25 protein-coding genes are annotated in these 26,437 nt (G+C 49.1%); 19 read left to right on the plus strand and 6 right to left on the minus strand.

The window, feature by feature from the left end:
• The first annotated feature begins 23 nt into the window (after window positions 1-23).
• The 4 genes from ACQW03_RS16625 to ACQW03_RS16640 all read left to right on the plus strand — a co-directional run bounded on the left by ACQW03_RS16625 (window position 24) and on the right by ACQW03_RS16640 (window position 4,308).
• Window positions 24-803: an SDR family NAD(P)-dependent oxidoreductase gene (locus tag ACQW03_RS16625; RefSeq protein WP_076294210.1), complete on the plus strand. Its 780-nt coding sequence runs from the start codon at window positions 24-26 to the stop codon at window positions 801-803.
• Window positions 804-925: 122 nt separating this feature from the next.
• Window positions 926-2,317 (plus strand): DEAD/DEAH box helicase, encoded by a 1,392-nt coding sequence (locus ACQW03_RS16630; protein ID WP_025722363.1) that lies wholly within the window; start codon window positions 926-928, stop codon window positions 2,315-2,317.
• A gap of 18 nt (window positions 2,318-2,335) precedes the next feature.
• Window positions 2,336-3,082, plus strand: a complete 747-nt coding sequence (locus tag ACQW03_RS16635; RefSeq protein WP_013311782.1) for an ABC transporter ATP-binding protein — start codon at window positions 2,336-2,338, stop codon at window positions 3,080-3,082.
• Between the two features lie 2 nt (window positions 3,083-3,084).
• Complete coding sequence (locus ACQW03_RS16640) at window positions 3,085-4,308, plus strand: ABC transporter permease (protein ID WP_441950673.1); 1,224 nt, start codon at window positions 3,085-3,087, stop codon at window positions 4,306-4,308.
• 118 nt (window positions 4,309-4,426) lie between these two features.
• Here the strand turns inward: ACQW03_RS16640 and ACQW03_RS16645 are convergent, their stop codons facing one another.
• On the minus strand, window positions 4,427-4,543 hold the full coding sequence (locus ACQW03_RS16645) for a hypothetical protein (protein ID WP_023990126.1): 117 nt from the start codon (window positions 4,541-4,543) through the stop codon (window positions 4,427-4,429).
• A 206-nt stretch (window positions 4,544-4,749) separates the two neighbouring features.
• Between ACQW03_RS16645 and ACQW03_RS16650 the strand changes: the two genes are divergently transcribed.
• On the plus strand, window positions 4,750-6,027 hold the full coding sequence (locus ACQW03_RS16650) for an ATP-binding protein (RefSeq protein ID WP_441950675.1): 1,278 nt from the start codon (window positions 4,750-4,752) through the stop codon (window positions 6,025-6,027).
• Window positions 6,028-6,128: 101 nt separating this feature from the next.
• Here the strand turns inward: ACQW03_RS16650 and ACQW03_RS16655 are convergent, their stop codons facing one another.
• A complete protein-coding gene (locus ACQW03_RS16655) occupies window positions 6,129-7,427 on the minus strand; it encodes an aminotransferase class I/II-fold pyridoxal phosphate-dependent enzyme (RefSeq protein ID WP_441950677.1) in 1,299 nt (432 codons plus the stop codon).
• Window positions 7,428-7,606: 179 nt separating this feature from the next.
• Between ACQW03_RS16655 and ACQW03_RS16660 the strand changes: the two genes are divergently transcribed.
• Window positions 7,607-8,392 (plus strand): helix-turn-helix domain-containing protein, encoded by a 786-nt coding sequence (locus tag ACQW03_RS16660; protein WP_061830088.1) that lies wholly within the window; start codon window positions 7,607-7,609, stop codon window positions 8,390-8,392.
• 186 nt (window positions 8,393-8,578) lie between these two features.
• Here ACQW03_RS16660 and asd read toward each other — a convergent pair whose 3' ends face one another.
• Window positions 8,579-9,376, minus strand: coding sequence for an archaetidylserine decarboxylase (gene asd / locus ACQW03_RS16665; RefSeq protein WP_071642760.1), 798 nt, complete (start codon window positions 9,374-9,376; stop codon window positions 8,579-8,581).
• Window positions 9,377-9,464: 88 nt separating this feature from the next.
• On the minus strand, window positions 9,465-10,592 hold the full coding sequence (locus ACQW03_RS16670) for a YheC/YheD family endospore coat-associated protein (RefSeq protein WP_071642758.1): 1,128 nt from the start codon (window positions 10,590-10,592) through the stop codon (window positions 9,465-9,467).
• A gap of 205 nt (window positions 10,593-10,797) precedes the next feature.
• Here ACQW03_RS16670 and ACQW03_RS16675 point away from each other — a divergent pair, with 205 nt between their 5' ends.
• Window positions 10,798-11,961 (plus strand): glycosyltransferase family 4 protein, encoded by a 1,164-nt coding sequence (locus tag ACQW03_RS16675; protein WP_076294208.1) that lies wholly within the window; start codon window positions 10,798-10,800, stop codon window positions 11,959-11,961.
• Between the two features lie 113 nt (window positions 11,962-12,074).
• On the plus strand, window positions 12,075-12,854 hold the full coding sequence (locus ACQW03_RS16680) for a WIAG-tail domain (RefSeq protein WP_441950681.1): 780 nt from the start codon (window positions 12,075-12,077) through the stop codon (window positions 12,852-12,854).
• Window positions 12,855-12,983: 129 nt separating this feature from the next.
• Here ACQW03_RS16680 and ACQW03_RS16685 read toward each other — a convergent pair whose 3' ends face one another.
• Both ACQW03_RS16685 and ACQW03_RS16690 read right to left on the minus strand, forming a co-directional pair.
• Complete coding sequence (locus ACQW03_RS16685) at window positions 12,984-14,783, minus strand: M4 family metallopeptidase (protein ID WP_441950683.1); 1,800 nt, start codon at window positions 14,781-14,783, stop codon at window positions 12,984-12,986.
• Between the two features lie 468 nt (window positions 14,784-15,251).
• Window positions 15,252-17,030, minus strand: a complete 1,779-nt coding sequence (locus ACQW03_RS16690) for a M4 family metallopeptidase (RefSeq protein WP_071642750.1) — start codon at window positions 17,028-17,030, stop codon at window positions 15,252-15,254.
• Window positions 17,031-17,590: 560 nt separating this feature from the next.
• On the opposite strand from ACQW03_RS16690, the gene ACQW03_RS16695 reads away from it, so the two are divergent.
• From ACQW03_RS16695 to ACQW03_RS16745, 11 genes are all read left to right on the plus strand, one after another.
• The gene (locus ACQW03_RS16695; protein WP_441950685.1) at window positions 17,591-18,529 is read left to right on the plus strand and encodes a glycosyltransferase family 2 protein; all 939 of its coding nucleotides are present in this window, start codon (window positions 17,591-17,593) and stop codon (window positions 18,527-18,529) included.
• Window positions 18,526-19,461 carry a glycosyltransferase family 2 protein gene (locus ACQW03_RS16700; RefSeq protein ID WP_441950687.1) on the plus strand — a complete coding sequence of 312 codons (936 nt, stop codon included), beginning with the start codon at window positions 18,526-18,528 and terminating at the stop codon, window positions 19,459-19,461. The genes ACQW03_RS16695 and ACQW03_RS16700 overlap by 4 nt, the downstream gene beginning before the upstream one ends.
• On the plus strand, window positions 19,458-20,258 hold the full coding sequence (locus ACQW03_RS16705; RefSeq protein WP_023990114.1) for a glycosyltransferase family 2 protein: 801 nt from the start codon (window positions 19,458-19,460) through the stop codon (window positions 20,256-20,258). Before ACQW03_RS16700 ends, ACQW03_RS16705 begins: the two co-directional genes overlap by 4 nt.
• Window positions 20,255-20,986, plus strand: coding sequence for a sugar phosphate nucleotidyltransferase (locus ACQW03_RS16710; protein ID WP_023990113.1), 732 nt, complete (start codon window positions 20,255-20,257; stop codon window positions 20,984-20,986). Before ACQW03_RS16705 ends, ACQW03_RS16710 begins: the two co-directional genes overlap by 4 nt.
• A gap of 72 nt (window positions 20,987-21,058) precedes the next feature.
• Window positions 21,059-22,519 (plus strand): glycosyltransferase family 2 protein, encoded by a 1,461-nt coding sequence (locus ACQW03_RS16715; protein ID WP_441950690.1) that lies wholly within the window; start codon window positions 21,059-21,061, stop codon window positions 22,517-22,519.
• A gap of 117 nt (window positions 22,520-22,636) precedes the next feature.
• Window positions 22,637-22,924 (plus strand): hypothetical protein, encoded by a 288-nt coding sequence (locus ACQW03_RS16720; protein WP_013311765.1) that lies wholly within the window; start codon window positions 22,637-22,639, stop codon window positions 22,922-22,924.
• A 29-nt stretch (window positions 22,925-22,953) separates the two neighbouring features.
• Window positions 22,954-23,286: a restriction endonuclease subunit S gene (locus tag ACQW03_RS16725; protein WP_071642740.1), complete on the plus strand. Its 333-nt coding sequence runs from the start codon at window positions 22,954-22,956 to the stop codon at window positions 23,284-23,286.
• The gene (locus ACQW03_RS16730) at window positions 23,286-23,636 is read left to right on the plus strand and encodes a hypothetical protein (RefSeq protein WP_441950693.1); all 351 of its coding nucleotides are present in this window, start codon (window positions 23,286-23,288) and stop codon (window positions 23,634-23,636) included. Before ACQW03_RS16725 ends, ACQW03_RS16730 begins: the two co-directional genes overlap by 1 nt.
• A complete protein-coding gene (locus ACQW03_RS16735) occupies window positions 23,584-23,955 on the plus strand; it encodes a hypothetical protein (protein ID WP_049827688.1) in 372 nt (123 codons plus the stop codon). The genes ACQW03_RS16730 and ACQW03_RS16735 overlap by 53 nt, the downstream gene beginning before the upstream one ends.
• A 182-nt stretch (window positions 23,956-24,137) precedes the next feature.
• Entirely contained in the window at window positions 24,138-25,229 is a 1,092-nt protein-coding gene (locus tag ACQW03_RS16740; RefSeq protein WP_071642736.1) for a CgeB family protein, read from the plus strand.
• 33 nt (window positions 25,230-25,262) lie between these two features.
• Window positions 25,263-26,396 (plus strand): CgeB family protein, encoded by a 1,134-nt coding sequence (locus ACQW03_RS16745; RefSeq protein WP_025722611.1) that lies wholly within the window; start codon window positions 25,263-25,265, stop codon window positions 26,394-26,396.
• The last annotated feature ends 41 nt before the right edge of the window (window positions 26,397-26,437 follow it).

Here is a 26,437-nt window from a genome sequence, read left to right on the forward strand (position 1 = left end):
TTCTTTAGTGTGGAGGGATGACCGTGAGTATACTACAGGACAAGATAGTTGTGATTACAGGTGCATCTAGTGGAATTGGCGCCCTTTGCGCTCAGTTGTTAAGCGAAAAGGGCGCGATTCCTATTTTAACAGCACGCTCGCAGGAGCGACTGAAGCAAGTATCTGCGGGAATCAGCGGCAGGCATGAGCTTATCCAACTGGACGTCACCCGCCAGGAGCAGGTAGAGGCTGTTGCTGCACGAGTATTGGAACAGTACGGACGGGTCGATATATTGCTTAACAATGCGGGCTACGGAAAATTTGAGTATTTTAATGAAACGGACCTGACGGAGTTTGAACAAATGATGGACGTGAACTACATGGGTGTTGTTCGCTGCATCAAGGCGTTTCTGCCGCAAATGACAGAGCGGGGCCATGGACAGATCGTCAATGTAGCATCGATGGCTGGGAAAATCGGGACAGCCAAATCGTCTTCTTACACGGCGACGAAGCATGCTTTGCTCGGTTTCAGCAATGCGCTCCGGCAAGAGCTGCGCGGGAGTGGAGTGACTGTAACGACGATTAATCCGGGGCCGATCGACACACCGTTTTTTGAGCTGGCAGATCCTACAGGAGGATATGTTCGCAATGTAAGCTGGTTTATGCTAAAACCTGATAAGGTAGCACGGCATATCGTAAGAGCGATGGAGCTTGGCAAGGAAGAGGTTAATCTGCCACGGTGGGTATCTCCTTTTCTCAAGCTGTATCAGTTAGCTCCCAGACTAACCGACAAGCTGGGTCATGGCGTGATGAATAAGAAATAAAAGATGTCCCGTAAGCCATTAGCTATGGTGAGGGACATCTTTTATTTTTGTGATTTGGTAACAGGGCTATTTTCGCATATAATGGAGAGTAACGAATTTACGTATAGGGGTTGGACCTTTTCATGACATTGAATTTTGAATCGCTCGGCGTTGAACAAGATCTGTTGGACAAATTGACTGAGCATGAAATTACACAGCCTTCGCCAGTTCAGGCAGAGGCTATACCGGAAATAATGAAGGGAAAGCATGTTTTGGCGCGTTCACAAACTGGCACAGGCAAGACACTGGCTTATTTGTTGCCGCTGTTGCAAGCGATTGATCCACAGAAAAAGGCTACGCAAAAGCTGATACTAGCTCCAAGCCAGGAACTGGCCATGCAAATTGTACGTGAGGGTCAGCGGTACGGAGAGCATCGCGGAATCCGTGTACTCGGTCTGATTGGTGGGGCGGCTATCAAACGTCAAATCGAAAAGCTCAAGGACCATCCACAGCTTGTCGTGGGCACACCAGGACGTGTACGGGAACTCATCGCTTCGAAAAAGTTGAAAATGCACAATATTACAGCCATTGTCATCGATGAGGTGGATCAGATGTTCCAGCTCGGCGGAGCAGGCGATGTAACAAACATATTGGGCACCGCCCAACGTGATCGTCAATTGGTATTCCTGTCCGCGACGCTGAACGATGAGATCCAGTCGCTGGCGAAACGGGAGATGCGTGACTACGTAGAAATTGGGATTGATCCCGACCAGAAGACAGCCAGTGGATTGGAACACTATTACTTTGTATCTGAAGAACGGGATAAGGTGGATATGCTGCGCCGTCTGGTACGTCATTTTAATCCAAGAAAAGCGCTGGTGTTCGTGAATACAACCAATGCCATCGGGGAGATTGAAGCCAAGCTCAAGCATATGGGGCTGACTACGGCATCCTTGTATGGAGATGCGGATAAAGTCACGCGTAGCAACGTGTTGGCCCGATTCCGCGAGGACAAGCTCAAAGTGCTGGTCGCTTCGGATGTGGCAGCCCGTGGTCTGGATATTGAGGGCCTTGAAATGGTCATTCATTTTGACCCGGCTACGGATAGTCAAGCTTATGTTCACCGTGCAGGACGGACAGGACGGATGGGACGCAAAGGATTGGTGGCGTCGGTTGTCACCGACCGTGAAACGTTCATCATGCGTAAGTTCTCCCGTGAACTGGGCATTGACATCGCAGAGCGTGCGTTGCACGGAGGTCGAGTAGTTGTGCCGCGTCCGGCGGATGCCAAGCGTGCACCTGTAAGACCATCCGAGGCCAGATCCATATCTGACGGAGCACAGACGGAAAACCGTAAGGCACCTGTTCGTACCGAAAACGGACGTCCTGGCAGGAATTCCGCGAACGGTTCAGCTCCAGGCAAGAGCAAAGGAGCAGCCTTGTCCAAAGCAGGAAAAGCACAACGCGAGCGTGATCGCAAAAACAAGGGTGCACCAAGATGGCTGAAGGAAAAAGGATCAAAACCGAACGAGTAAGGGAGAAGAGGGGGAGCCATGGAACAACAGCCTGTGTTGCAAATTAACGGACTGACCGGCGGATATAGCGCCAAGCGCCCGGTGCTGCATCAGATTTCGCTGGATGTGAAACCGGGCGAAATGGTAGGATTGATCGGTCTGAACGGGGCCGGGAAAAGTACGACCATGAAGCATATTTTGGGCCTGATGACACCGCAGGCCGGAGAAATTCGTGTGCAGGGTCATAAGCAGGATGAAAATCCCGAGGAGTACCAGGGAGCCATTGCTTTTGTACCTGAATCTCCAGAGCTGTATCCTGAAATGACGGTGATGGAGCATATGGAATTCACGGCCAGAGCGTACGGAGTTAGCGAAGCAGATTTCCGCACGCGCAGTGATCAAATGCTGGACTTGTTCCGTATGCGGGATAAAAGTGGAAGTATGTCGATGCACCTGTCTAAAGGGATGCGCCAGAAAGTGATGATTATGTGCGCATTTTTAGCAGGACCGCCGTTGTATGTCATAGATGAGCCTTTTTTGGGTTTGGACCCGCTTGGTATTCGTTCCCTGCTAGACTTTATGTTAGAGATGAAGCGTTCGGGTTCGTCCATTCTGCTCAGTTCTCATATTTTGTCCACGATTGAAAATTATTGTGATCGTTTCATTGTACTTCATCAGGGTGCCATCATTGCACAGGGTACGCTGGACGAAGTGACAGCACAGGCGGGTAAGCCGGGCATGCCGCTGGAAGATGCATTTTATGAGCTGGTACAGGGCAGGGAATGAGCATGGATTTGCAACGTTTGCATAAAGAAAGACGTGTAGCGTTCTGGGGACAGGTGCTGCCCTATCTGGGCTATGTCATTCAGAGCGGTCTGGCGGTGGTCTTCGGCTTTGCACTGATTGCCTTTGCCGCATGGTACACGTCGCTGCTGATGCATACTCCACCGGATTTGCCCATCCGCTGGATCATGCTTATTGTGGCTATTCCGATTGCTCATGCGAGCTTTCGTACGTATCTAAACGCGGCGGATATTGTTTTCCTCCGTCCACAGGAGCACGCGATGCACGATTATTTTAAGGCCAGCCGGATTCGGGGTGTGGTGTATAAAATATTCGGTTTGCTATTGCTGTCTATTATCGTGTGGCCGCTGTATATTCGCAGTGATGTCGCGCCTAAGCCGCTGCTACTAACCCTGCTACTGTTCGTGCTGTTAAAGCTGCTATTTAGCTACGGCGGCTGGCAAGAGCTTCGCATGGTATCGATTGGCGGAAGTGTAGGCTATCGTCTGCTTCGGTGGGTGTTGGCTGTGCTGATGGTAGCCGCATGGCTATGGCAGCCTCCACTACACAGCGTGCCATTTATCATATTGGTCGGTGTGGTGTACGTGCTTGTTCTGCGTTTTCCGGTCAAGCTGCTAGTGGCTTGGGAAAAGCTGATTCGTACAGAGGGGATGCAGGCTGCTCGGGTGATGCGCACTTTGGGCTGGTTTGTCGATGTGCCCGCCCTTACGCAGAGAGTGACGCCACGTCGTTGGTTGTCCTGGTTGGGAGGTAACATACCTTGGAACAGAAGGGGAGCGTATCGTTACCTGCTGTTTAAGACGTTCCTGCGTACAGAGCCAGCAGGTATTGTCATTCGGCTTGGAATTCTGGGGTTGTTAATTATATATATCACCCATGCTAGCTGGATTGGTATTGCAGTATATTTATTTTTCATATTTCTCATTGGTGTACAGGTCACTTCACTACGGCAGTATCACAAGGATTCGTTATGGCTTCAGTTATATCCGATTCCTGCGCATAGTCGTCGTGCGTCTTTTCTCGACTTTGTTGTTCGGTTGACGTTGCCGGCTGCTGTGGTGCTGTGGCTTCCTTTTCTGGTAAAAGGAACGGAAGATCTACTGTCTACACTGCTCACGCTGCTTGGGGGAGTTGCAGTAGTGTTCCTGTTACGAGGCGCTCAAGCCAAAAAATGGCGTTTGGACGGCCAGGATGAAGAAGAAGTGTAATGTGTATCTATGTAGATAAAGTAAAGGCTAATTCGTAAGCAGCAAGAGCTGCCTGCGAATTAGCCTTTTTTTTGTACGCTCACTGCTATCGTAGCCGTGGGTGCAGATAATCGTCTGCTTATATGAAGATCGTTTTGCTGATGATAACTAATAAAATGAACAGTACCAGAATTGTTCCTGTGCTTGTAAATGCGCCGTAACCACCGTAACCGCCTCTTGTTTCTTCTGCTCCCATGCTCATTCCCCTCTCGGTCATTGTGATAAAGGATACATCGTATCTTATGAAGTGGATTTTCAGATTGCGTGGGCCAATGCTCAGGTATGTTGCCGAATCGCCTTATATTTTTCATCAGATGTAGGGGAGGAGAGAGGAAAAGGCACGTATTATCGAGAATAGAAGAAGTACGTAGTCATTATCACTTGGAAAGTGGGAAAGACGAGATGCTGATAGATAAGCTGCTCGTGAACATATTTCTTGTGTTTGTACCATTATTAGTATATAGCGCTTTGTCAGATCATCGGCATATGAAACATACCCCGTTGCTTATGGGAGGGGTGCTGGGTGTGTCTTCTGTGCTTTGCCTAATGTTTTCGTACATTTGGTATGGATTATATTGGGATCTTCGATATGTTCCTCTGATCCTTTCTGTTTTATATTTTGGTCCTAAGGCAGGGCTTCTGAATATAACGCTGATGGTGATGGCTCGTATGTATATAGGTCCTGAGTCTATAGTGGTAGGATTTCCCAGCATGATGTTGTGTTATTTGGGCCCTCTCTTGGTGAGAAAGAAGTTTATGCAGCTCAATAGTATGTTGCTTCGGGTGGGCATGAATATGCTAATGAGTATATGGACCAATATTGCCATGCTTATAATTCTATTAATACATTCCTGGGCCAATGGCAGGCTGGATAAGGATGAGATTGAGCTGATCCGGGCAATACTCTGGTTTGGTGTGATCCAACTCCTAAGCATTGGAGCCTCCTCTTTCTGGATGGAGTTTAGTTTGGAACGGGAAGAAATGAGAAGGAAGGTTAAATATGCTGAGCATCTGAATACGTTAGGTGAACTGGCTGCCTCTATGGCTCATGAAGTGCGGAATCCGTTGACCGTTGTTAAAGGGTTCCTGCAAATGGTTCAGTCAGGGCTAGAAGGGAAAAATCGCAGATATATCGCTTTGGCACTAGCGGAGGTCGACCGGGCCGAAAGAATTATTAGCGACTATCTGAACTTATCCAGACCGCAGATTGGGAACACAGAGCTGATGGATCTGTCTGGCATGGTTCAACAAATTGTTTTGCTTTTGAAACCGATGGCGACCAAGCAGGGCGTAAGACTGTATACTGAGCTAAGGAATGAAATATACGTATATATGGATCGTAATCAGCTGTTACAGGCATTAATACATGTGACGAAAAATGCGATCGAAGCTGCGGATGATGGAGGCAGGGTATACATAAAGCTGGCGATTCAGGAAGAGAAGGCATGTCTGCATATTAGGGATACGGGAAAAGGCATGAGTCAGGAGCATCTGGAGCGAGTGGGCACTTTGTTTTTTTCAACCAAAGAGGTAGGAACGGGACTGGGAACGGTCGTCTCCTTTCGAATCATTGAAGCCATGAACGGAAGTATACACTATGAGAGTGAGCCTGGAGTCGGAACCGAGGTAGTCATCCTGCTGCCACTCGCACAGGAATCTTTGCTCGCTGCTGAAGGATAGCTTGTTTCGAAGTGTGATTCACAATGGTTCAGCCCATTAAAAAGCGGTATGCCGCAACATCCGGCATACCGCTAATGATGCTATATTTAATCTGTTACATATTAGGTGTTCAACAAATCTTGTGCGCCACGGTAAACAATGTCATACAGGTCTTCCAGATACTCTTCCTCGATACATGAGAATGCGATTCGGAGATCATATTCACCCAGCGCAATCGTTCCTACCCCATATTGTTCCAGCAAATGTGTACGCAGTCGTTCAGCGGACAAGCCGTTCAGCTTGAGGCACATAAAATAACCTGAATTGAAAGAATAGTAGCTCCATACATCTCCGTATTTTCCACTATCGAGCAACGCTTTGACTTTGTTAGCCCGTCCCTTCATAATCTGGAACTTTTCTTTCTTCTGTTGTTCAAAGTCCGTTGACTTGAGGGCATCCAGGACGAAGGTTTGAGATGGGTGAGGACCGCTCGAAATCGTTGCCCGAATAATCCCTAATGTTTTTTGTTCCAGTGCGCTCAGTACATCCTGATGTTCCGAAGCAAAGGTAATAAATCCGACACGGAAGCCCCAAACGAATTCTTCCTTGGTAGCTCCGTCAATTTTGACTGGTAGAATTCTCGGATGAAGTCCAGCTAACTGACCGAATAGTGATTCATGCAGGGAGTCCTCGAAGAACAGACCAAAATAAGCGTCATCCGTCACAACTACGACATTGATGCCCGCTTCCGCGGCTTCCTGGATGGCAGCAACAATTGCTTTACCCTCTTCCACTCCCGGTGTGTAGCCTGTCGGGTTATTCGGGAAGTTCAGCACAACAATCGCTTTGCCGTATTCTTTCTGCGCCAGTAGCGCCTCGCGTAATCCATCACTATTAAAACGTTGATCCTCTGTGAACAACGGGAAATTCACCAAACGTCCATGACGGCGAATACCGAAAGTCAGCTCATAGTTTTCCCAGTTTTTATCTGGGTAAATAACAGCGTCTCCTTCATCCGTGAACAGATCGGCAACGATGCTCAAACCGTGGGTCAGCGCGTTCGTAACTACGGGAAGGCCGTAACTTTTTCCAGCCAATGAAGGGTTCTCCTTCAGCATTTTGTCACGCCATACACTACGAAGTTCAGGTTTGCCTGCAGGGGGAGCGTAAGGGTATAAATCCTTGGGATTGTAAGCGGACAGCTTCTCCTGAATGACCTCCAAATGCATAGGACCATTGCCTTCAGTAGCAATGCCAATCGTAGCGTTGTACTTTTTAGCAAGCTTCCCTGCCTCTGCGGATTGACTCAAAATCCCTTCTTTTGGGAAATAAATTTCTTTCCCTAAAAGAGAAAGCATTTGATATACATGCTCGTTGCCTGTCTGAATGTTTTGGTTTAACTGCGCTGCCAGTGGATTCATTCCCGTTTCATCCTTCCAAGTCATTTTGATTACATATTATAGCATTACACACGGTAAGCGTCACGCAAAAGCATCTGGAACATAAAAACGCATTTTTTTGCTTAATGACGGCGCTGAGCTTATATTATAAATTAATGGGATAAAGGACAACCAAAGATGAACAAAAGGAGGTGCAGATTTTGCTGGATACATCTGCGTCATCGTTTATCCTGTTGTCGGCCTTCGCCAAAATTGTGTGTGAGCCGGGCTGGAAGTGGCAGGTACGCGAGAAGCCGATGCCAAACTATGATTTATTTTATGTATGGAGCGGAGAAGGAACAGTGGTCTTAAACGGGACGTCGTATCCGGTAAGCAAGGGGAGTTGCTTCCTGTTCAAGCCGGGGGATGATACCCGTGCCACACATAACCCGCAAAAGCCGCTCATACTTACCTATATTCATTTTGATCTTATCGAACAGCCAAAGCTTATCCCTGCAAGCTACCGTATGCTGGAGGAAACGTTCGAGGTAGAGCATATGCTTGCCAGATACGTTCGACTACGCCTGGAGCGTGCTTACGGAGCTGACGAGGAAGGCAAGCTGATCCTGAAACAACTGATGATTCATCTGCTGCGTGCGGACCGCAAGGAGCCTCAGGAGCAACAGGCCAGTAACCAGCTCACCGAGGTCATTCGGGAAACGGCCAACTATGTGCGTCAGCATCCGGGACTTCCTCATCGCGTCGAGGATTTGGCTGCACGGGCGGGGCTGTCACCGCGTTATTTTTCGATTAAATTCAAGGAGCTGCTGGGTGTGTCCGCGCAATCTCATATTATCAGCATGCGGATTGAGCGTGCACAGCATCTATTACTACATGCCGGAATGAATGTGACCGAGGTGGCAGAGGCTTTGGGGTATCGTGACATCTTTTTTTTCAGTCGCCAATTCAAGCAGTACACGGGGAAAAGTCCGTCTGAGATCCGGTAATGTTATGGACGGTGGACAAGCTTCTTCGGATTTAGGTGTAATGGGATTAATGAATAACGAATATAAAGGATAAATTCTAAAAAAAGGACCCGAGCAGTTACGCCGGTCCTTTTTTTATGAGCAATTTAGCATCATCCGATCCCGATGCTCATATGTGTAGCTATAATACGATTACGGTAAATCCACTTATACTTTGGGATCATGTCGAAAGCAACCCAGACGTTGTCCCATTTTCACCGCATCTCCCGGCTTCAGTGCGGGGTCTGGATCAAACGTGCCGTTTTCAGTTAGCAAAACGACAGTTGATCCAAATTCGAAATAGGCGAGATCGTCTCCTTTTGTCCATGAGACGGCTTTATCATCCGTATATTTGATGCTACTCACATTCATTGCGCCAACCTTGACGACCGCCACCTCACCATATTCATGGGCAATGTACGTAATCTGTCGTTCATTGCGGCTAAGAACTGCTCGCATATGTTGCAAGCCGAAGTCATTCACTGGGTATACCTTGCCGCGCAGATGTTCTTTTTCTACCAGCGTACCGGATACTGGTGCATGAATGCGATGATAATCCGTCGGGCTGAGATAGAGCACAAAAGCATAGCCGTGTGTGTATTTTTCAAGACGCGGAGAGCGGTTAAGAAGCTCTTCCAGGGTATAGTCCTGCCCTTTGACATCCAAAAGAGTGCCGGACGTAATTGGGCCAGTGAAAGTAATCCGTGCATCCACCGGACTGGTCATCACCTCGGCGTTCGTATCAATCGGGCGCATGCCCGCTTTTAATTTGCGTGTAAAATAGGCGTTTAGGGAACGGTATTCCTTCCATTCCTGTTCCGCCTCATGCGTCTGGATCTGGTACGTACGTATAAAGGTGGGGATAAAAAGTCGGCTTGCACCGCTTTGCGCGAAGGAGCCTACAATCCGGCACACCCACTTGCGCGATGATAGCTCCGTCATGAGCCGCAGCCACTGTTTTGCCATTACAGATCCCCCTTGTTCATTTCCGAGCCGTCTTGGCCGGAACCTGTCCGGCCGCTCTGAACTATATTGACACAGAATGTGACGTAAATCAATACAGTGGACGGCCTGGTGAACGTTCGGTGTCTGACGAAGGCATCCGTTCGAGAAGCCAACGAGCGTAAGCCATCGGCTGAGAGTATGTTTCTTTCCAGACATTGTGCATGCCCGCCTGGCTGAAGCCATAGCGCTGGTCACGACCGTTACATTCGATAAAAACAATCTTGCCCTTATGGGTAATTCCCAGATCCAGACCGACGTCGGCGAGACGAGGAAGGTTTTGTGCCAGCCGGTGCACGATTTGTAACGAGAGTCGCTCCAGTTCATTCATCAGCCGGACTGCGTTCGAAGTCTGAACCGTCTCTGTTTGTGATAACACTTCCAGTAAGGAACGGGCCGTACCACCCTGTGCCACATTCGAGACGAAGGTGTGGGAAGGAGCAATTTTAGCATACATGCCTGTTACACCCCAGATACCGCCATATCCGCGCTGAACCGACACACGGACATCAAACGGACGATTGTTGTACAAAGCAAGCGGTATGGTTTCCTGTACGATATGAGGCGCATGCAGCAGTCGTTTGTGTAGAAATAATGGGAGTTCTTCGACATTCAAACGTAGTGTGGACCAACGCTCAGGTATAGCCGGATGAGCACATTGCAAAGTCCAGCCTCCGCGGGAATGCCGCAGACGCATAATTCCTCTACCCACGCTGCCGCTACTGGGTTTAATTACAACATCTCCGGTTTCCTCCATCAAGGTATGGATGGAGGAAAGGTTGCCTTGCAATGTTTTGGGGAGGTGTATGCGTAGCAAAGGGTCTTCCTGCAGAATTGCATGTATATGGTCTTTGTGGAAACGGTTTTGTTCATTAAAAATATAGAATCCCTTTTGGACAAGCTTGTTGATATCTTTAGCATTTTCATTTTGCCGATAGAGAGTCCGATTGTGGATGACCGGCGGCAACGGAAGAGTCATCTGCCGATACTCGTTGCCGTGTTTAACAAAAGCCCGGCATGTTCCGGTCGCTATATGAATATCCTCCAGACGAAGAAAGCAGGGGATGAGCTCGTAGCTTAACCCGGCGTCCTCGTAATTGGCGATAGATTCATATCGCGTCCTCATGGCGGGAATGCCCCGGTAGGTTGCCGGGTTGAGCATGACGCCGACATGCAACATGAGTATGTCCGCCCTCCTTGTAGTCACTCCAACTGATCATACTGTGATTCTAGTCCATCATATGTATCAAAGATCGGCCAGGCATGGACGCTAGCCTTGCGGTAAGCCCAAAGTTAGAAGCGAGGCACCTTTCAGGGGGGCAGACGATATGATACAAGATGATTGTTGAAGAGTGTTGGAATAGGGTCAGAAAGTAGGTGAGGTGATGCAGAGGCCGAAGGTGGCAGTCGTTACACCGGGCTCCTTTGTTATACCTTCGCCCCGCAGCAGTTCTGTGGAACGGGTAATTGCCCACATGGTACCGCTGGCTAGTCATGAGCTCCAAGCGCAGATCTATGGCATAAAGGGAGCAGAGGCACCTGATCATGGCGATGTCGGCGGAATTCTCTGCATGCGTTATACGCGGGGAGCAGGTTATATTTCTGAGGTGATTGCTGATTTAAAGAGATGGTTACCAGCGGTAGTAGATGTACACAACCGCCCGGCAGTTGCGTATGCAATTCGCGAGGCTTTACCCGATAGTCGGGTTGTACTGACTTTGCATTCGACCACGTTCATCCGGGAGCCCAACCTCAAACGGGAGGAGATGGGTAGGCTGCTGGGATCGATGGATCGCATTATCGTGAACAGTGCGTATTTGGGGGCAATCGTAGCTTCTGACTGTCCCGACGCGGTCAGGGAACGCATCGTCATAAACAAGCTGGGTATCCATCCCGGCGATTTCCTGCCAAGATGGACTCCTGCAGCAGAAGCGGCCAGATCGGCGCGATTGGATGATTTCGGCTGGTCAGGCCGTCAAATCGTGTTATTCACGGGCAGACTGATGCCAGGAAAAGGCGTTCACCGACTGCTCAAGGCCTTGCGGCATGTCGTTCGCGCTTGCCCGGACGTACTGCTGCTCATTGCAGGTAGTGCCTATTACGGGCATGACCGCCTCACGCCGTACACGGCGTCGTTGCATCGGCAGATGCGTAAACTAAGGTTGGGGAAGCATGTGCAATTCCTAGACTATGTTCCGCATCCAGCATTGGCCTCGCTATATCAGCTAGCCGATGTGACCGTTGTTCCTTCAGTGAAGGATGAGGCCTTCGGGCTGGTCAATCTGGAAGCCATGGCAGCAGGAGTGCCTGTGGTCGCTTCACGAATCGGCGGTATTCCGGAGGTTGTACAACACGGCGAGACAGGCTGGCTTGTGCATCCGTCTCACGGTGAGCAGGAAATGGCCGATGCCATCATCAGGTTGCTCCAGCAACCTGGCTTGCGACGACGGATGGGAGAAGCCGGGCTTGGCGAGGTACGAAGACGATTTTTATGGCAGCACTCAGCACAACGCTGGGCACAAATCATAACGGACTGCGCAACGGAGTGACGTAGGCGCTGTTACGCGCATAGGCTATCTTATAGGCATTAGCCATGATTTCCAGCCGGGTGAATGAAGCGGGGCGACCGCTGGTTCACTCCTGTGCCAAAGGAGCGATCACCATGAACCATCGTACGAACCATAGCCTTAAGGATAAAAGAACAGCGCGGCGTAACCTCTCCAATGCAGTTCCCTCACCCCGTGTTAATAAGGAGAAAGCGGCTTCGACTTCCGGCAGTCATAGACCGAGCCAGCGCGGGACGGCAACGGTCCCTGCCCCCGTAGAGAAGGATACCTCGGTTCAAGCTATAGAGGAAGCGGCATGGAAGAAGCATAAGCTTCCCAAAACGCTAGAGGAAGCGATGCAGATGAATCGAGCATCTGTACTGCTGTTGTCTGTGCCTGAGTCAGATACGGAATACAGGACGGATAACGACATACCGTCTATTACGACGGAAGGTCAGGCAGAGCAAGATTCGTTACTGGATTGTTCCATAACCAGTATTCACATTGCGGAAGGAAGACACCGCCCAAAGCAGCGCGTGGTCTTGCCCGAGCAAGATATCGATCTAGCTTTCGATACGGAGAAAGAATTAGAACTGAATGCCATTCACGACGGATCAGCGACCAGTGATGAAGCTTCTGACGATCATATGGCTTCACCTCAATATGGTAGCATTTCTTTTCACCTCCCGGCCCGAGCGGATAGGGCTGAAGTGAGCGTTTTATTTGAGAAGCCTTTTGTAGATACACAATATGTAATCACCGCCAATGGGAGTGTACCGGGAGTGATGGTATCCGTCACACAACGTCAGAGGTATTCGGCAGTACTTACTGTGGAACGCATACACTCGGGACCGATATGTGAAGGGTTGGTCCTTTGGATTGCCATGGGGCAATAATAAGAAGCTAGGAATATAAGTTGCCAATAATCAACTTCATACTAGAAAAAGGCGTCCCATAGTGGGACGCCGTATACATAAGAGGTAAGGGGGTAGACTTGTAATATCGGGGAAGTTTGTATTTATTACTTATCTCACACCTACAGCGTCAAAAGACTTAATAGCAGAGGTTACCGCTATTGAATTATCACCATAACTATCTCTGGCCGCTTGGATAACAGCAGCACGCGCGGTGGAGAAGTTAGATGTGGAAGTCAGATAATTGGTGAAGGCATTATAATAAATATATACGGCTGCATCACGTCCGATTCCATCTACCTTGACACCATGGAAGGTGCCGCCTTGTGCCAGTAGATAGTAGGCTTTATTAATAATACCGCTATTAATGTGGGCTCCACCATAATCCTCGTTGTTGGGGTCAGGATAGAGATTACTGTAGTGATCGACTTGACCATACTTGACAGGATCGGAAAGGGAGCGTATTGCGTCGCCCTTAATATTTGGTGTATAAGCAACTTTGCCAAAATCCCAATTGGTACGCTCAATGTCGTTGCCTATAATATCTGAGATGGCTTCACTTAATGCACCAGATTCAGCGAAATACACGAGCCCTGATGAATGCTCGGTCACACCGTGTGTTAGCTCATGGGCAACAATTTCGAGGTCGCTGCTGAAAGGGGCAAATAACGTGCCGTCTCCGTCTCCGTAAAGCATATGAGTGCCGCCCCAGTGAGCATTATTGTAGTTCTTTGCGCCGTAATGTACTGCCGAAGCGATGGCCATGCCATGCCCGTCAATGCTGTCGCGTCCAAATCTATCCTTGTAATAATCGTAAGTACGGATAGCGTAAGCGTGGGCATCCACCGCAGCCGGATCTTCCCATACGTTATCTGAATCTGTATACAGGGTGCCGGGGAGCGACTCGGTGTTGTGGACGTTATAAGTTAAAATGCCTTTACCACGAGTCATATCCTTTAGTTGATACTTTTTGCCCGAAGCTGTTGTTTCAAATGTTTTGGTATCACCGAATACACCGCGCCCTGTGCCGATCACTTCGTTAAGGATGTCATACTTGAATACGATTTTTCCATCATTAGCGTCAATAAAGTAACGTGTGCGCAGCAGAGTGGGTTGTAAAGTATTAACTTCAGTTACATAGACTAGACGTGTTGAGTCTCCATCGGGATAGATGTACAGTTCTGCTTTAGGGTCCACGCTTGGTTCCAGATTGGCAATTTTGGGGATAGAAGATGCAGGCTCTACCGCTTCCAATTTACTGTTCTCCAGTTCAGTTGCTTTATCCAAATCCAAGGAGTCCTTATCAAAAGAGATTGACAATTCATTGTTAGATGCTTTTTCGTAAGTGTCTTTACTTACACTGCTTGTACCCTCGTAAGGTTCAGGAACGATTTGGACGGAGGAAGAGGGAGATTGAACCCGTATAGCTGCATCTTCATATGCGGTATATACAGCCTCAGTAGCACTGATTTTTGGAGTTGTATTTTCTTTAGCATCGGCTTGTTGATCTTCTGAAAGGACCGCTCCCAAATAAGAGGTGATTTGACCAGACTTGTTTACATGGATGGTCTGTTCGGCTCCAAATACGGGAATTCCGTCTACGTATTGTTTTAACCGATAATGCTTTGTACCAAATTTGTCTCTGGTACGATCCACGATACGAAATTGCTCGCGCACATGGGAACCGATGTGGGTATTGTCCAGACTCAATAATGTTTTTTGTTGTCGATTTAAAAAGCTCCAGACCAGATTGTCGCCTGTTACCGTTGAAGGAGACTTCCAGTTGACCGTTTGGAATGTTGGCGTAAACTGAGTCGGATCGGAAACAGAATTTTCAGCTGCGGAGGTCCCCGGTGCTATAGATCCTAATAACATAGCTCCTCCTAGAAGTGAAACCCATACTTTTTTCAATTCATACTCACTCTCCCTAATTAATGTTGGGGTAAAAACACCCTGTTTGCAGAAGCCTTGCATTATATATGTAAGTCTTGTTGCTCCTTTGAAACGTGAAGAGGCTGGATAAAAATTACCTTTTGTAAAATATTAAGGTTTATTTTTTTTTGCAATTTCAACGTCTCGGCTCTGATATTAGCACAGAGGTTGTCGAACGAGAAGGTTAATTTTACAAAATACCCCAAAATGAATCTTTAGTCCCTGATTTACTGTTTATTTGTCTTATTTAGTCGAAAATGATCGAAGGGACCCGATGAACAAGAAAAGGGCGCCCCTTTGAAGGGACGCCATAAATAAGGGGGGAAGGGGCGCAGACTTGTACACTGCACCCCTATTTTTTCGTCCATTGTATGAGCCAGGGCCAAGTGACAGTTGCACAACGGCAAAGGTCTATGGACGGGATATGAGGATTATAGCGTATATGATTTAGTTTACGCCTACAGCGTCGAAAGATTTGGCAGCTGCAGTTGCTTCTGCCGAGTTCGCACCGTACAGATCTTTTGCCGCTTGGAGCACAGCAGCGCGTGCGTTGGAGAAGTCGGAAGAAGAAGTCAGGTAGTTCGTAAAGGCACTATAGTAAATTTGGACCGCTGCATCGCGGCCAATTCCATTTACAGTTACGCCATGGAAAGTACCACCTTGTGCCAACAGATAGTAGGCTTTATTGATAATACCGCTGTTCGTATGAACGCCGCCGTTATCGGAGCTGCCTGTATACAAGTTGGAATAGTGATCTGGTTGATCGTACAGGGTAGGATTGGACATAGAGCGCAGAGCATCGCCTGCAATGTTTGGCGTATAAATATCATCGCCTACAAGCCAGTTTTTACGCTGAATGTCATTGCCGATGACGTCCGAGAAAGCCTCATTCAATGCACCGGACTCTCCGTAATATTCCAAATTCGAAGTATACTCTGTGACACCGTGCGTAAGTTCATGACCTACCACATCGGGGTCCCCGCTGAATGCGATAAATGTGCTACCGTCCCCGTCTCCATAAGTCATTTGGGAGCCATTCCAGAAGGCGTTGTTGTAGCGGCTACCGTAATGGACTGTCGAACGGAGTTGCAGGCCGCGTCCGTCAATGCTGTTGCGTCCGAATTTGGACTTATAGTAATCATATGTTTTGGCAGCATACGCATGGGCATCCACGCCGGCTGGATCATTCCATACATTATCGGCATCGGTTAGAAGGGTACCTGGGATGCTTTGACGGTTGGAGGCTGTATAAGTCACAATCCCGTTACCGCGTGTTGTATCTTTTAACTGGTAGCTACTGCCAGAAGCCGTCGTGGTGAATGATTTGGTATCACCAAGCACACCTTTACCTGTGCCTGTCGCTTCATTAATGATGTCATACTGGAATACGATGCTGCCATCATTGGCATCAATAATGTAGCGAGTACGCAGTGGGGCAGGTTCTAAAACATTGACTTCTGTTACATAAACCAGCTGCAGGTCATCCCCTTTAGGATAGAAGTACAGATCGGCTTTAGGATCTACTTCTGGCTGCAGATTAGCGATTTTGGCAATGGAACTTTTTTCTGCCTCCACCGCTTCAATTTTGCTATCTTTCAGGGCAGATGCTTTATCAAGACTCAGCTCGTCCTTATCAATAGATAGCGTTTTTTCGTTGTTAGCTGCTTCGGCGTAAGTGTCTTTGCTTACACTGCTTTGTTCCTCAGCATCTTTAGAAATCGTATCGTCGGAGGTAGGGAGGGCTTCAATCCGTGCAGCTGCTTCTTTATATGCAGTGTAGACTGCTTCAGAAGCGCTGATTTTTGGAGTTGTACCTTGCGTAGCTTCAGCTTGCTGATCCTCAGTAACCACCGCTCCTAAGTAAGAGGTGACCTCACCAGATTTGCCCACATGAATAGTCTGTTCAGCTCCATATACGGGAATCCCGTTTACATACTGTTTCAGCCGATAATGGCTCACACCGGACTTGTCGCTTGTGCGATCAACGATTCGGAATTGTTCACGTACACTAGAGTCGTCCGCACCCAGTAACGATTTCTTTTGCCGATTCAAATAGCTCCATACAATGTCGTCCCCGGATACCGAGGAAGGGGCTTTCCATTGCTCGGCGTGAAAGGTCGGTGTAAGCTGAGTTGGCCCCGAAACGGAACTCTCCGCTGATGCACCAGACGCGACAGACCCTAATAACATAGCTCCTCCAAGAAGCGAAACCCATACTTTTTTCATTAAAAATTCACTCTCCTCGATTAATGTCAGGATGAATCATCCTGTCTTGAATAAGGCATTGCGCCATTTATGTAGGTCGTGTTGTCGTCTGGAATAGAAGAAAATGGAACATGAAGAGAAATACCGAAGTGTTTTTCATGAAGCGTACGTGAAAAGAGGGTACTGCAATATGAAGCATGTAGCCTAAAAAGGTGACAAACTCCTCCTTTCCTGTCGTATATAAAGAAAATAGAATAATGGTGGATAATGGAAAAGAATTTCCTTATGCAAAAATAACAAATGTTGATTTTTTGAACTCCCATCATCTGGCTCTGATATTAGCACAGAGAATGACGGACGAGAAGATCTATGTCACAAATTTATCCAAAATGATTCTTTAGACCCTAATAACTCATTTATTTAATAGGATTAATAAGCTTTGTAAAATAAAGTCGAAAATTGCTGTGTCGAAAAGACTCCACGATTGCCGTTACACACGGCTTTTGGACCGCATAGGTTATGTTGAACTGTCCTAATCATGCTGTCCATCTATACAGCAGGAAGGGAGGTGAGACGGGAGCATGAAGAAGCAGGGAAGAGCTGGATACAAGATCAAACGGAGGCGGCATTCTGGCGCTTACTATCATTCTAAGATGTGGCTGCCGTTACGAATGCCGAACATGCATAAAAATCCGGTAGCCCCTGCCATGAGGGAGGTACTTGACACGAAGAGAGGGGCACAGATCGGCGAAGAGCGACCATCTGAACCGTCATCGGTGGGAAAGTTTTTCGTATCTGTCATTATCCCGGCCATGAATGAGCAAAAAACAATCGGAGCTGTGATTCGCGAAGCGCGCCGTGTCCATCCACATACAGAGGTTATCGTCGTTGAGAACGGATCACACGATAGAACGGCGAAGGTGGCAGCAGCGGCGGGAGCTCGTGTACTTTCTTTCCCGGAACCGCTCGGACATGATGTTGGCCGTCGTATTGGAGCGGAGGCGGCATCCGGACAGATCCTGCTTTTCCTGGATGGGGATATCGTCATTCCCTGCGTTAGACTCCGGCCGTTTATACACGCCATATGTGCAGGGGCGGATGTGGTGCTGAATGATTACCATGGACCTGTGAATCGTACGCCCGTACATCCTGTAGTGGAGGCAAAGCATGTATTGAATATCTTGTCGAATCGTGCTGATTTAGGGGGAGCATCTATGACTGGCATTCCACACGCCATAAGTCAAAAGGCTCTAAAGAAAATAGGACTAAAGTCCTTGGAGAAACCTCCTTTATTTCAAGCTATGTCCATCGCCTCCGGGTTACGAGTGGTGACTGTATATGGAATAGCTGTCGGTAAAATAAATGCGACACGTAAAAAACAGAACGGCAAGGACCCGCTGGCAGATGTAATTGTTCAGGATCATCTGGATGCCATTGCCTGGCTTACATCGCGTCTGGGAACGCGTGCGGGATATACGGATTTGGGGCGCAAACGGATCAGAGACGAGGTGAAACTGTGAGTAGACAGTATCGCAGAGGGAAGCGTGAAGAACCGAGCTGGGGGATCAGACGTGTTCAGCGAAAACGAGGAACGACGACTTCAATGCATAGCCGTAGGGTGAGAAAACCCACACCTCGGGCGAAAGGAATGACCGAAGTGACTCCGCCTGTGGAACGCGAAGTTCCGGTAGATATTGTATTACAGGGAACGGCAGCGGCCGTGGTCAGCGCCTGTAATGAAGAGTCAACGATTGACCGGGTACTGGGCGAGCTGGAAAAACTTCCTCTTACGGATATCATTGTCGTATTGAACGGCTGCACGGACGGCACGCGCTCCACCGTAGCCAAACATCATCCCAGTGTGACTCTCGTCAACGTGCCGGATCGACTGGGGCATGATGTTGGCCGTGCAGTAGGCGCGCGTATGACGCAGGCTGATATTGTGCTGTTTGTGGACGGAGATTTGCCGATTCCAGCATCTGATTTGTTGCCTTTTCTCCACGCCGTGGATCAGGGAACGGATGTTGCGCTTAATGATCTGGGCAGACATTTGCCGCCCTATGTCCAGCAGGACAGCGTGACACGGTGCAAAGCATTCCTGAATCGCGTACTGCGCAGGCCGGATCTGGGAGCAAGCTCATTGACTGCCGTACCGCATGCATTATCTCGGCGTTTACTGGATCAGCTTGGCTCAGCCGTGCTTGCCGTACCGCCAAAAGCCCACGCCATGGCAATTTTGCATGGCATGATCGTGGCGGCAGTACATGCTGTCGATGTCATTAAAACAAACCGTAAGCGGACCTTCAATGTTGGCAAAGGCAACGCTATGGAACAGTTGATCGTCGGTGATCATGCAGAGGCACTGACGGCGGTGTTTCAGGTAGCCGGGTATTCCCCGCTCGGGCCTGTTCCAACACGGGTAGACGTTGCCAAAGGGAGGAATGCACAATGAGTCTGACGAGCATCATTATTCCGACTTATAACGGCCTGCATCTGTTAAAGCCGTGCATTGAGGCGATTCGGACACATACGATAGATGTGCCGTATGAAATCATTGTTGTGGACAACGCTTCGAATGACGGAACGGATGATTTTTGCGCATCCGAGCGGCTGATCAGCATACGTCTTCCTGAAAACAGAGGTTTTCCAGCAGCATGTAATACGGGGCTCCGGCTGGCTTCGGGTGACCAGTTCGTTATTTTAAACAATGATGTGACGGTTACGCGGGGATGGCTATCGAATATGTTGGCTGCATTGCAGAGCGAAAGCATAGTGGGATTGGTGGGACCGGTGACGAATTACGTCAGCGGTATTCAGCAGATACACGGATTAGAAGGAGATTTGGCCAGTTGTCTGAGATATGCGGAGCAGAATAATGCAAGTAATCCCTCCAGATGGCAGGAGGTCAAGCGGTTGGTCGGATTTTGTTTGCTGTTCCGGCGCGATCTGATGGAACGGATCGGATTGCTGGATGAACGGTTCAGCCCCGGACATTATGAGGATGACGATTATTGTCTACGCGCACGCGTGCATGGCTACAAGCTGCTCATGTGCAACGACTGTTTTGTCTATCACGAGGGGAATGCGAGCTTCTCACGCTCGGAAACTTCCTGGATGGAAGAGCTGATCGAGCGGAACTATCGTTTGTTTATAGAGAAATGGAGTATAGATCCCAGAATGTTCATCGAAACTGGAAACGCTGGGGTTGTATGCACTGAACATGCTGTCGAAGGAGGAAGGAAGATATGAAAGGGGTTATTCTCGCAGGAGGAACCGGATCGCGCCTTCATCCGTTGACTACATTACTCAACAAGCATCTGCTTCCGGTCGGCAAGTATCCCATGATCGTATATGGTATCGAGAGGCTGCGACAGGCGGGGATCACCGATATGCTTATTATTATTGGTAAACAATCGGCCGGACTGTATACCGATTTTTTGGGCAGTGGCAGCGATTATGGTGTCCAACTGACATACCGGATTCAAGAAAAGGCGGGCGGCATTGCGGAAGCACTCGAACTGGCAAGAAGCTATATGCAGGCAGAAGAGAAATTCACTGTTTTGTTAGGTGATAATTTGTTCAAGGAAGACTTGGGACCTGTGATCGAACGGTTCAAGCAACAGCCCCCGGGGAGCGCCAGAGTGTTGTTGAAAAAGGTGGCAGATGCTCGTCGTTACGGGGTACCCGTATTTGATCCTGAGCGCCCGGAGAGCATTACGCGGATTGAAGAAAAGCCGCAGCATCCCCAATCCAAATATTGCGTTACGGGTATCTATATGTACGATACTGCCGTGTTCGATAAGATCCGGCAAATTACACCTTCGGCACGGGGTGAGCTTGAAATCACGGATGTTAACAACTGTTATGCCGCTGAAGGCAGGCTGGAATATGATATTTTACGGCGCTATTGGAGCGACGCAGGAACCTTCGATTCCCTTCAGGAAGCTGGAGTGAAAATGAAAGGACTTCTACCCTAATTTCAATGAAACACCATCCGGCCGGGCCAGGCATATAGTATAGGCATAATGCCACCCGGAGGAGTGAACGGCATGAAACGCCTGAATATGCAAAGGAAACACAGCAAGCGGCTCGGAAAGAAAGGATATTGGTCAGGATATAAAAGGGGTCAGGAGCAAGGCAACAGGTTGGGCCAGGCTTCGTTCGGCAAGGTTTTTGAAGGCGTCAGTATTATCATTTCGTCCTGCAATCAGCTTCAACAGCTCCGTGCATGTATTCACCGTATTGAGGAGAATACGAGCCATCCTCACGAAATTATTGTGGTGGACTGCGGCTCGACGGACGGGACATCCACCTATTTGCTCCGTAAAAGCATCGCTGTGCGTTATGCACTGCTAAAAAAGGATGTTCAAATGATAGGTAGCCTGAATCAGGGGCTGATGATGGCAAAAGGTACAACTATTGTGGTACTGGATCAAAACTCCATGGTGACCCCCGGCTGGTTGGATCGGTTGTTAGGGTGTTTATACAGCGATCCGCGTATTGGTGTTGTCGGACCTGTAACGAATGGTCCATTCGAAGAACAGCAGATTGAGATTCCTTATATGAACGAAAATGGAGCACGTCAATTTGCCATGAACTTCAATATCCCCAAACCGGCTGCATGGCGAGAGACCGAAAGCTTAGCCGGATTTTGTTTATTGCTGCGCAGAGAGACACTTGAAAAAACGGGCTACTGGGACGAAGGCTGCCACAGTACTCAGGAGGCCCATGCAGATTGGCTACTGCGTGTGCGTTTGTTGGGGATACGTATGGCAATTGCCGGAGATGCTTTTATCCACTATGAAGAAAGAGATCGGGATACGGTGTATGGTTTTCCTCAAACGACCGAAAAAAGCGGTTCAATGGAGGAAAGCAGCCGGAACCGATCCTTTTTTGTACAAAAGTGGGGGGACGCGGATAAGCTGTTCCACAACCTGAAATTCAGTACAGCGGAGACGGACGGTCAGATATCAACAGGTAAGGAAACACACGTATCAGCGGCAAGCTTTTATCCCATCGGAGCGGTTGTTCAGGGACCGTCTGGAGCAGTATTTCGGTTAGAGCCGGGAAGAAGGCGGTATCTGCATGGAGTCAGTGCTGCGGGAGGTGAAAATGTGCGCCTTGTCAGATTGTCTCAGCTGGATTTGTTGGCACTTCCCTTGGTAGGGAAGCCGGAGGCCACAGTTTCCGGCAGCATTGATGCACCTGTAGCTGAGCCGCCAGAGGAACCTATTCCTGTACTGGCGGCTCCCGATCTGAAGAACATGTCCATGTTGCCCACACTTCATATCCCGGCTCAACGTAAGCGATGGATCGAGTTACTGTATGCTGAAGGTGGGCAACTGTACCAAATCGGCAACGGCTGGAAAAGACCGTTTCTTACCCTCTACGCTGTGATGAGCTGGCGGGCTGAGGACTATCCAATTCAATTTTTGTCCTCCGAAGAATTGTCGGCATTGACGGAGAAGCAGCCTATTATTGCTCCACCGGTGCTGCGAGGACATTTGTAATGATTAATAGGCTTTTTTTAGGCGAACCGACTACTCGCTGCGGCATACGCTGTAGTAGCGGAAAGCCCGTAGTTATTTCGTGCGTTCCGCAAGGCGGAACACATAAAGGAGGGGCTTATGCATAACGAGTTAGATGATTTGCTGATCCATATTTCGCACTCGCAGCAGCAGATGTCGAGGCTGCTGGATGCGGAACGGCAGGTGGTCGTGCGCATGGCACAGATCATACATGAACTGCCGGATGAGGAGCCGCGATTTGATGGAATTCCGGGCATTCTCGATAGTTCGGGACAGGTAAACAAAAGTATTGTTGCCTATTTGAACGGTATTGCCGACCTTCAGGAAGCCATGGCTGAAATGCTTGTTCGTGTGGTGAAGGAGACGGCATACCCGGAAGAGGAGTAGTGTAACAACCGAAGGTAGGGAGTGAACACATGAGTAGGGAAAAAGCAATGATTCACATGCTGGACGCAGCTTCCAAGATGCAGCGGAATGTGTCTATGATTTTGGAGGCCAAGGCGGTCGAAGCTGAAAAAATGCGTAATTGGGCGCTGAACCATCTGGCGCCTTCCGCATTTGAAACCGATGAAGAGCAGTTGGGACGGCCTTTGGAAATTCATGAGCAGATGGTGGAAATGCTGGAGGGATTGACCCGGCTTCAGACTGGACTGTGCAGCAACCTTAAAGCATTGCTGGATCAGGATGAGCAGCAGGGTGGCGGCATGGAAGGGATGATGGGAGGAATGGGCTCGGGGGATATGAACTAATGAGCATGAGGCGTGAACGTGAGATCAAGCTGGATATGATGGAGTCTATTGCTGCCAGCCAGCACGCCGTTGCTCGGATGCTGACCAGTCTTGCGGACTTGACGCCCCATGCGGATATGTCGGCTACCCGTCTGGAAGAAACCATCCGTCTACTCAGCAACTACCAGGGAAAAATCACGCAAATGCTGGAGGGTATTCCATTAAGACGACAGGTATATGGGAAACCGACTAAACCGTGGCTCCATGTGCCTGTTCAGAAAAATGAAACCACCACGAGAAAGCAAAGGAGGAATGAAAATGAGTACAAGGTGGGAACGCGCCACTCGGGACAAAGCCCGCAAAAGACGTAAAGATGCCCGGCGTTCCAGCATGCGGAGATTAAAACGGAGAAGAAGACGTCTCCTTGCTCTAAGACGCCGTAAAAGAGGACTTCATTCTGCACGTAGAAGACATCCTCATTTGCGGCGGCGGAAAAAACCTCAAGCTAAACCTCAAGCTAACCCGGTGGCAGCCCCTTCTGCGGAGAATCCACAGCCTGGGACTGTGGTATTGGAGCATGATCCGCAGGCATTTCAGCAGGGATATGATGCAGCTTACAACGAGGGTTTCAATTCAGGCTTTGCCAAAGGTTATGAAGATGGACACCAGCTCGCTTACAAAGCTCAGTAAACTGTGCAAATCATCTATTACTGTTCTCCCCCCCGAAGCTAACAGCTTTGGGGTTATTTGCGGTTCGGCAGTTGGACGGGCAAACGCCAATTTTGTCCGGGCGGTGGCAGTCGTCCATGATGCGTTTGACCCCTCCGCATATAGTTTAGGAGTGACAGAAGTTTATCCTACAACAGGACAGGGTGAAGGATGTGAACGATCAACAAAGCGGAAATGAACGCGAAGCGTACCGATGCGGCTATCGGGAAGGACGCAGAATGGGCGGTTGCGCGGCTGCTCTGTCACAGGTCGTGGCAATACAGCCTGCTGTTCGTCATTTGAAAGTGTTATATATTCCGCAAGGTTTCGCAGCTATAGACACAGGTGTGCAAGAGGCATTAGGCCAAATATGCAGCTCATGCGCCATCGGTACGCCTGCTACGATGCTAGCTGACGCCGAGGCTCAACGTCCAGACCTCGTGCTGGTCATGAACGGGCTGCATGTTTTTCCGGCGGATCATCTGGAGCAGGTACAGCAAATACGAGCCCTTGGCATTCGGACGGCCATATGGTTTGTAGATGATCCTTACTTTACGGAGGATACGGCGTTGATCTGTCAATCCTACGATGTCGTATTTACGCACGAAATTTCTTGCCTGCCGTTTTATCGCGATCAGGGAGTAACGAGGGTTCACTATTTGCCGCTGGCTGCGTCAACTCGTATCTTTTATCCCCGGCGGGTAGAGCGGGAACATCAGCATGATATTTGCTTCATTGGAAATGCCTTCTGGAACCGTGTGAAGCTGTTCGACTACCTTGCTCCCTTCTTGGCGGACAAAAGAGTGCTGATCGTAGGTGGGCACTGGGATCGGCTGACCCGGCGGGATGTGCTGGAACGCTTTATCCGTCCAGGTTTTATGGAGCCGGAAGAGACCGCTCAATATTATAACGGCTCCAAAATTGTCATCAATATGCACCGCCCGACAGACCCTGGACTGGATAATCGGAATACACACCAGCTTTCAGCGGAGTCCATCAATCCTCGGACATACGAAATTTCTGCTTGTGGCACGCTTCAAATGACGGATATTCGGAAGGATTTGAGCCGTTATTACCGACCAGGCTATGACATTGAAACCTTCTCTGGAGCAGAGGAACTGAAAGTGAAGCTGGACTACTATCTCAAGCATGACTGGGAACGCGAACGCATGGCCTGGCGCGCATTGCACACGACTATGCAAAAGCATATGTACTCCAATCGCATGGAAGAACTGCTGGACAAGGCGATGGCCTAAAGTAAACACCATAAACAGTGAGGAGTGAAAGTGATGACGATATCTACGACAGGACCGTATGACCCGGCTGTTCACCAGACGGCGGCAGCCTCCTGGGAAAGGGGGAGAATTGCGGGAGTGCATGACGGATACGACGAAGGATATCTGCGCGGACGTGCTAACGCAATGGTTGGGCGGATGAAAGCAGTTTTCCCATTTCGACAAATCCATGTACTGTATGTCGTCTCCGGTAAAGGCCTTCCGTATTCTCCGCTGGATGAGGCGGTCATTACCACGTTGCAAAGCATGACAGCTCAGGTTACCGTAACAGACCCACGTCAGCCGGTAGGAGATATTGCCGCTCAGCTCCGTCCGAATCTGATGCTGGCACTGGATGGAATGGATCTTCCGTTGGAGCAGGTTACTGCGGTACGCCAGTTGGGCATCCCCACCGCCATCTGGCTAACGGACGATCCATATTATACCGACACGACGACCAAAATCGTTACGAATTATGATTATGTGTTCACGTTAGAAATGAACTGCCTGGAGCTGTACCGTCAGTTGGGTTGCACGTCTGTGCACTATTTGCCCTTTGGGGCATTTCTGACTCACTATTTCCCACTCAGCTCGCCCGCTTCGGTACGACGTGAGATTGGGTTTACAGGCTCAGCCTACTGGAACCGCATCTATTTCTTCAATCCGATTATGCCTCAGCTCATGGCTCGTAACATTAAAATCAACGGAATCTGGTGGGATCGTCTCCCGGATTATCAGTCGTATGGTGACAAAATTGAGCTGGGTCGCTGGATGTCTCCGGTCGAGACCAATGATTCGTATAACGGCAGCAAAATCGTAATTAATCTTCATCGTTCCCATCAGGATGATTCGGTGAACAACAACTCACTGAAAATTCCGGGGGCTTCGCCCAACCCGCGTACGTTTGAAATTTCTGCCAGTGGCACGTTGCAACTGACAGATACAAGAGATGATCTGGCTCGTTTTTACAAGCCGGGGGAAGAGATAGAGACCTACAGCTCTCAGCAGGAACTGCTGGAGAAGGTTGAGTTTTATTTGACGCATGAAAAAGAGCGCCATGAGATTGCCCTGCGTGCTCTGGAGCGAACCCTGCGGGAGCACACCTATGGTCACCGGATTGACCAACTGTTGTCGGTCATATTTCCATAAGGTGATTTACACGTCCGATGGTTGCTATTTTAAAGGAGGTG

This window comes from Paenibacillus sp. DRB1-1, from assembly GCF_052119485.1.
Classification (GTDB): Bacteria; Bacillota; Bacilli; order Paenibacillales; family Paenibacillaceae; genus Paenibacillus; species Paenibacillus polymyxa_B.

Excerpts from the sequence above, each read along its gene's own strand:
- ACQW03_RS16630 (WP_025722363.1), top strand. The coding sequence starts at position 926 with ATGACATTGAATTTTGAATCGCTCGGCGTTGAACAAGATCTGTTGGAC.
- ACQW03_RS16635 (WP_013311782.1), top strand. The coding sequence starts at position 2,336 with ATGGAACAACAGCCTGTGTTGCAAATTAACGGACTGACCGGCGGATAT.
- ACQW03_RS16640 (WP_441950673.1), top strand. The coding sequence starts at position 3,085 with ATGGATTTGCAACGTTTGCATAAAGAAAGACGTGTAGCGTTCTGGGGA.
- ACQW03_RS16645 (WP_023990126.1), bottom strand. The coding sequence starts at position 4,543 with ATGGGAGCAGAAGAAACAAGAGGCGGTTACGGTGGTTACGGCGCATTT.
- ACQW03_RS16650 (WP_441950675.1), top strand. The coding sequence starts at position 4,750 with ATGCTGATAGATAAGCTGCTCGTGAACATATTTCTTGTGTTTGTACCA.
- ACQW03_RS16655 (WP_441950677.1), bottom strand. The coding sequence starts at position 7,427 with ATGAATCCACTGGCAGCGCAGTTAAACCAAAACATTCAGACAGGCAAC.
- asd (WP_071642760.1), bottom strand. The coding sequence starts at position 9,376 with ATGGCAAAACAGTGGCTGCGGCTCATGACGGAGCTATCATCGCGCAAG.
- ACQW03_RS16670 (WP_071642758.1), bottom strand. The coding sequence starts at position 10,592 with ATGTTGCATGTCGGCGTCATGCTCAACCCGGCAACCTACCGGGGCATT.
- ACQW03_RS16675 (WP_076294208.1), top strand. The coding sequence starts at position 10,798 with ATGCAGAGGCCGAAGGTGGCAGTCGTTACACCGGGCTCCTTTGTTATA.
- ACQW03_RS16680 (WP_441950681.1), top strand. The coding sequence starts at position 12,075 with ATGAACCATCGTACGAACCATAGCCTTAAGGATAAAAGAACAGCGCGG.
- ACQW03_RS16690 (WP_071642750.1), bottom strand. The coding sequence starts at position 17,030 with ATGAAAAAAGTATGGGTTTCGCTTCTTGGAGGAGCTATGTTATTAGGG.
- ACQW03_RS16695 (WP_441950685.1), top strand. The coding sequence starts at position 17,591 with ATGAAGAAGCAGGGAAGAGCTGGATACAAGATCAAACGGAGGCGGCAT.
- ACQW03_RS16705 (WP_023990114.1), top strand. The coding sequence starts at position 19,458 with ATGAGTCTGACGAGCATCATTATTCCGACTTATAACGGCCTGCATCTG.
- ACQW03_RS16710 (WP_023990113.1), top strand. The coding sequence starts at position 20,255 with ATGAAAGGGGTTATTCTCGCAGGAGGAACCGGATCGCGCCTTCATCCG.
- ACQW03_RS16715 (WP_441950690.1), top strand. The coding sequence starts at position 21,059 with ATGAAACGCCTGAATATGCAAAGGAAACACAGCAAGCGGCTCGGAAAG.
- ACQW03_RS16720 (WP_013311765.1), top strand. The coding sequence starts at position 22,637 with ATGCATAACGAGTTAGATGATTTGCTGATCCATATTTCGCACTCGCAG.
- ACQW03_RS16725 (WP_071642740.1), top strand. The coding sequence starts at position 22,954 with ATGAGTAGGGAAAAAGCAATGATTCACATGCTGGACGCAGCTTCCAAG.
- ACQW03_RS16730 (WP_441950693.1), top strand. The coding sequence starts at position 23,286 with ATGAGCATGAGGCGTGAACGTGAGATCAAGCTGGATATGATGGAGTCT.
- ACQW03_RS16735 (WP_049827688.1), top strand. The coding sequence starts at position 23,584 with ATGAGTACAAGGTGGGAACGCGCCACTCGGGACAAAGCCCGCAAAAGA.
- ACQW03_RS16745 (WP_025722611.1), top strand. The coding sequence starts at position 25,263 with ATGACGATATCTACGACAGGACCGTATGACCCGGCTGTTCACCAGACG.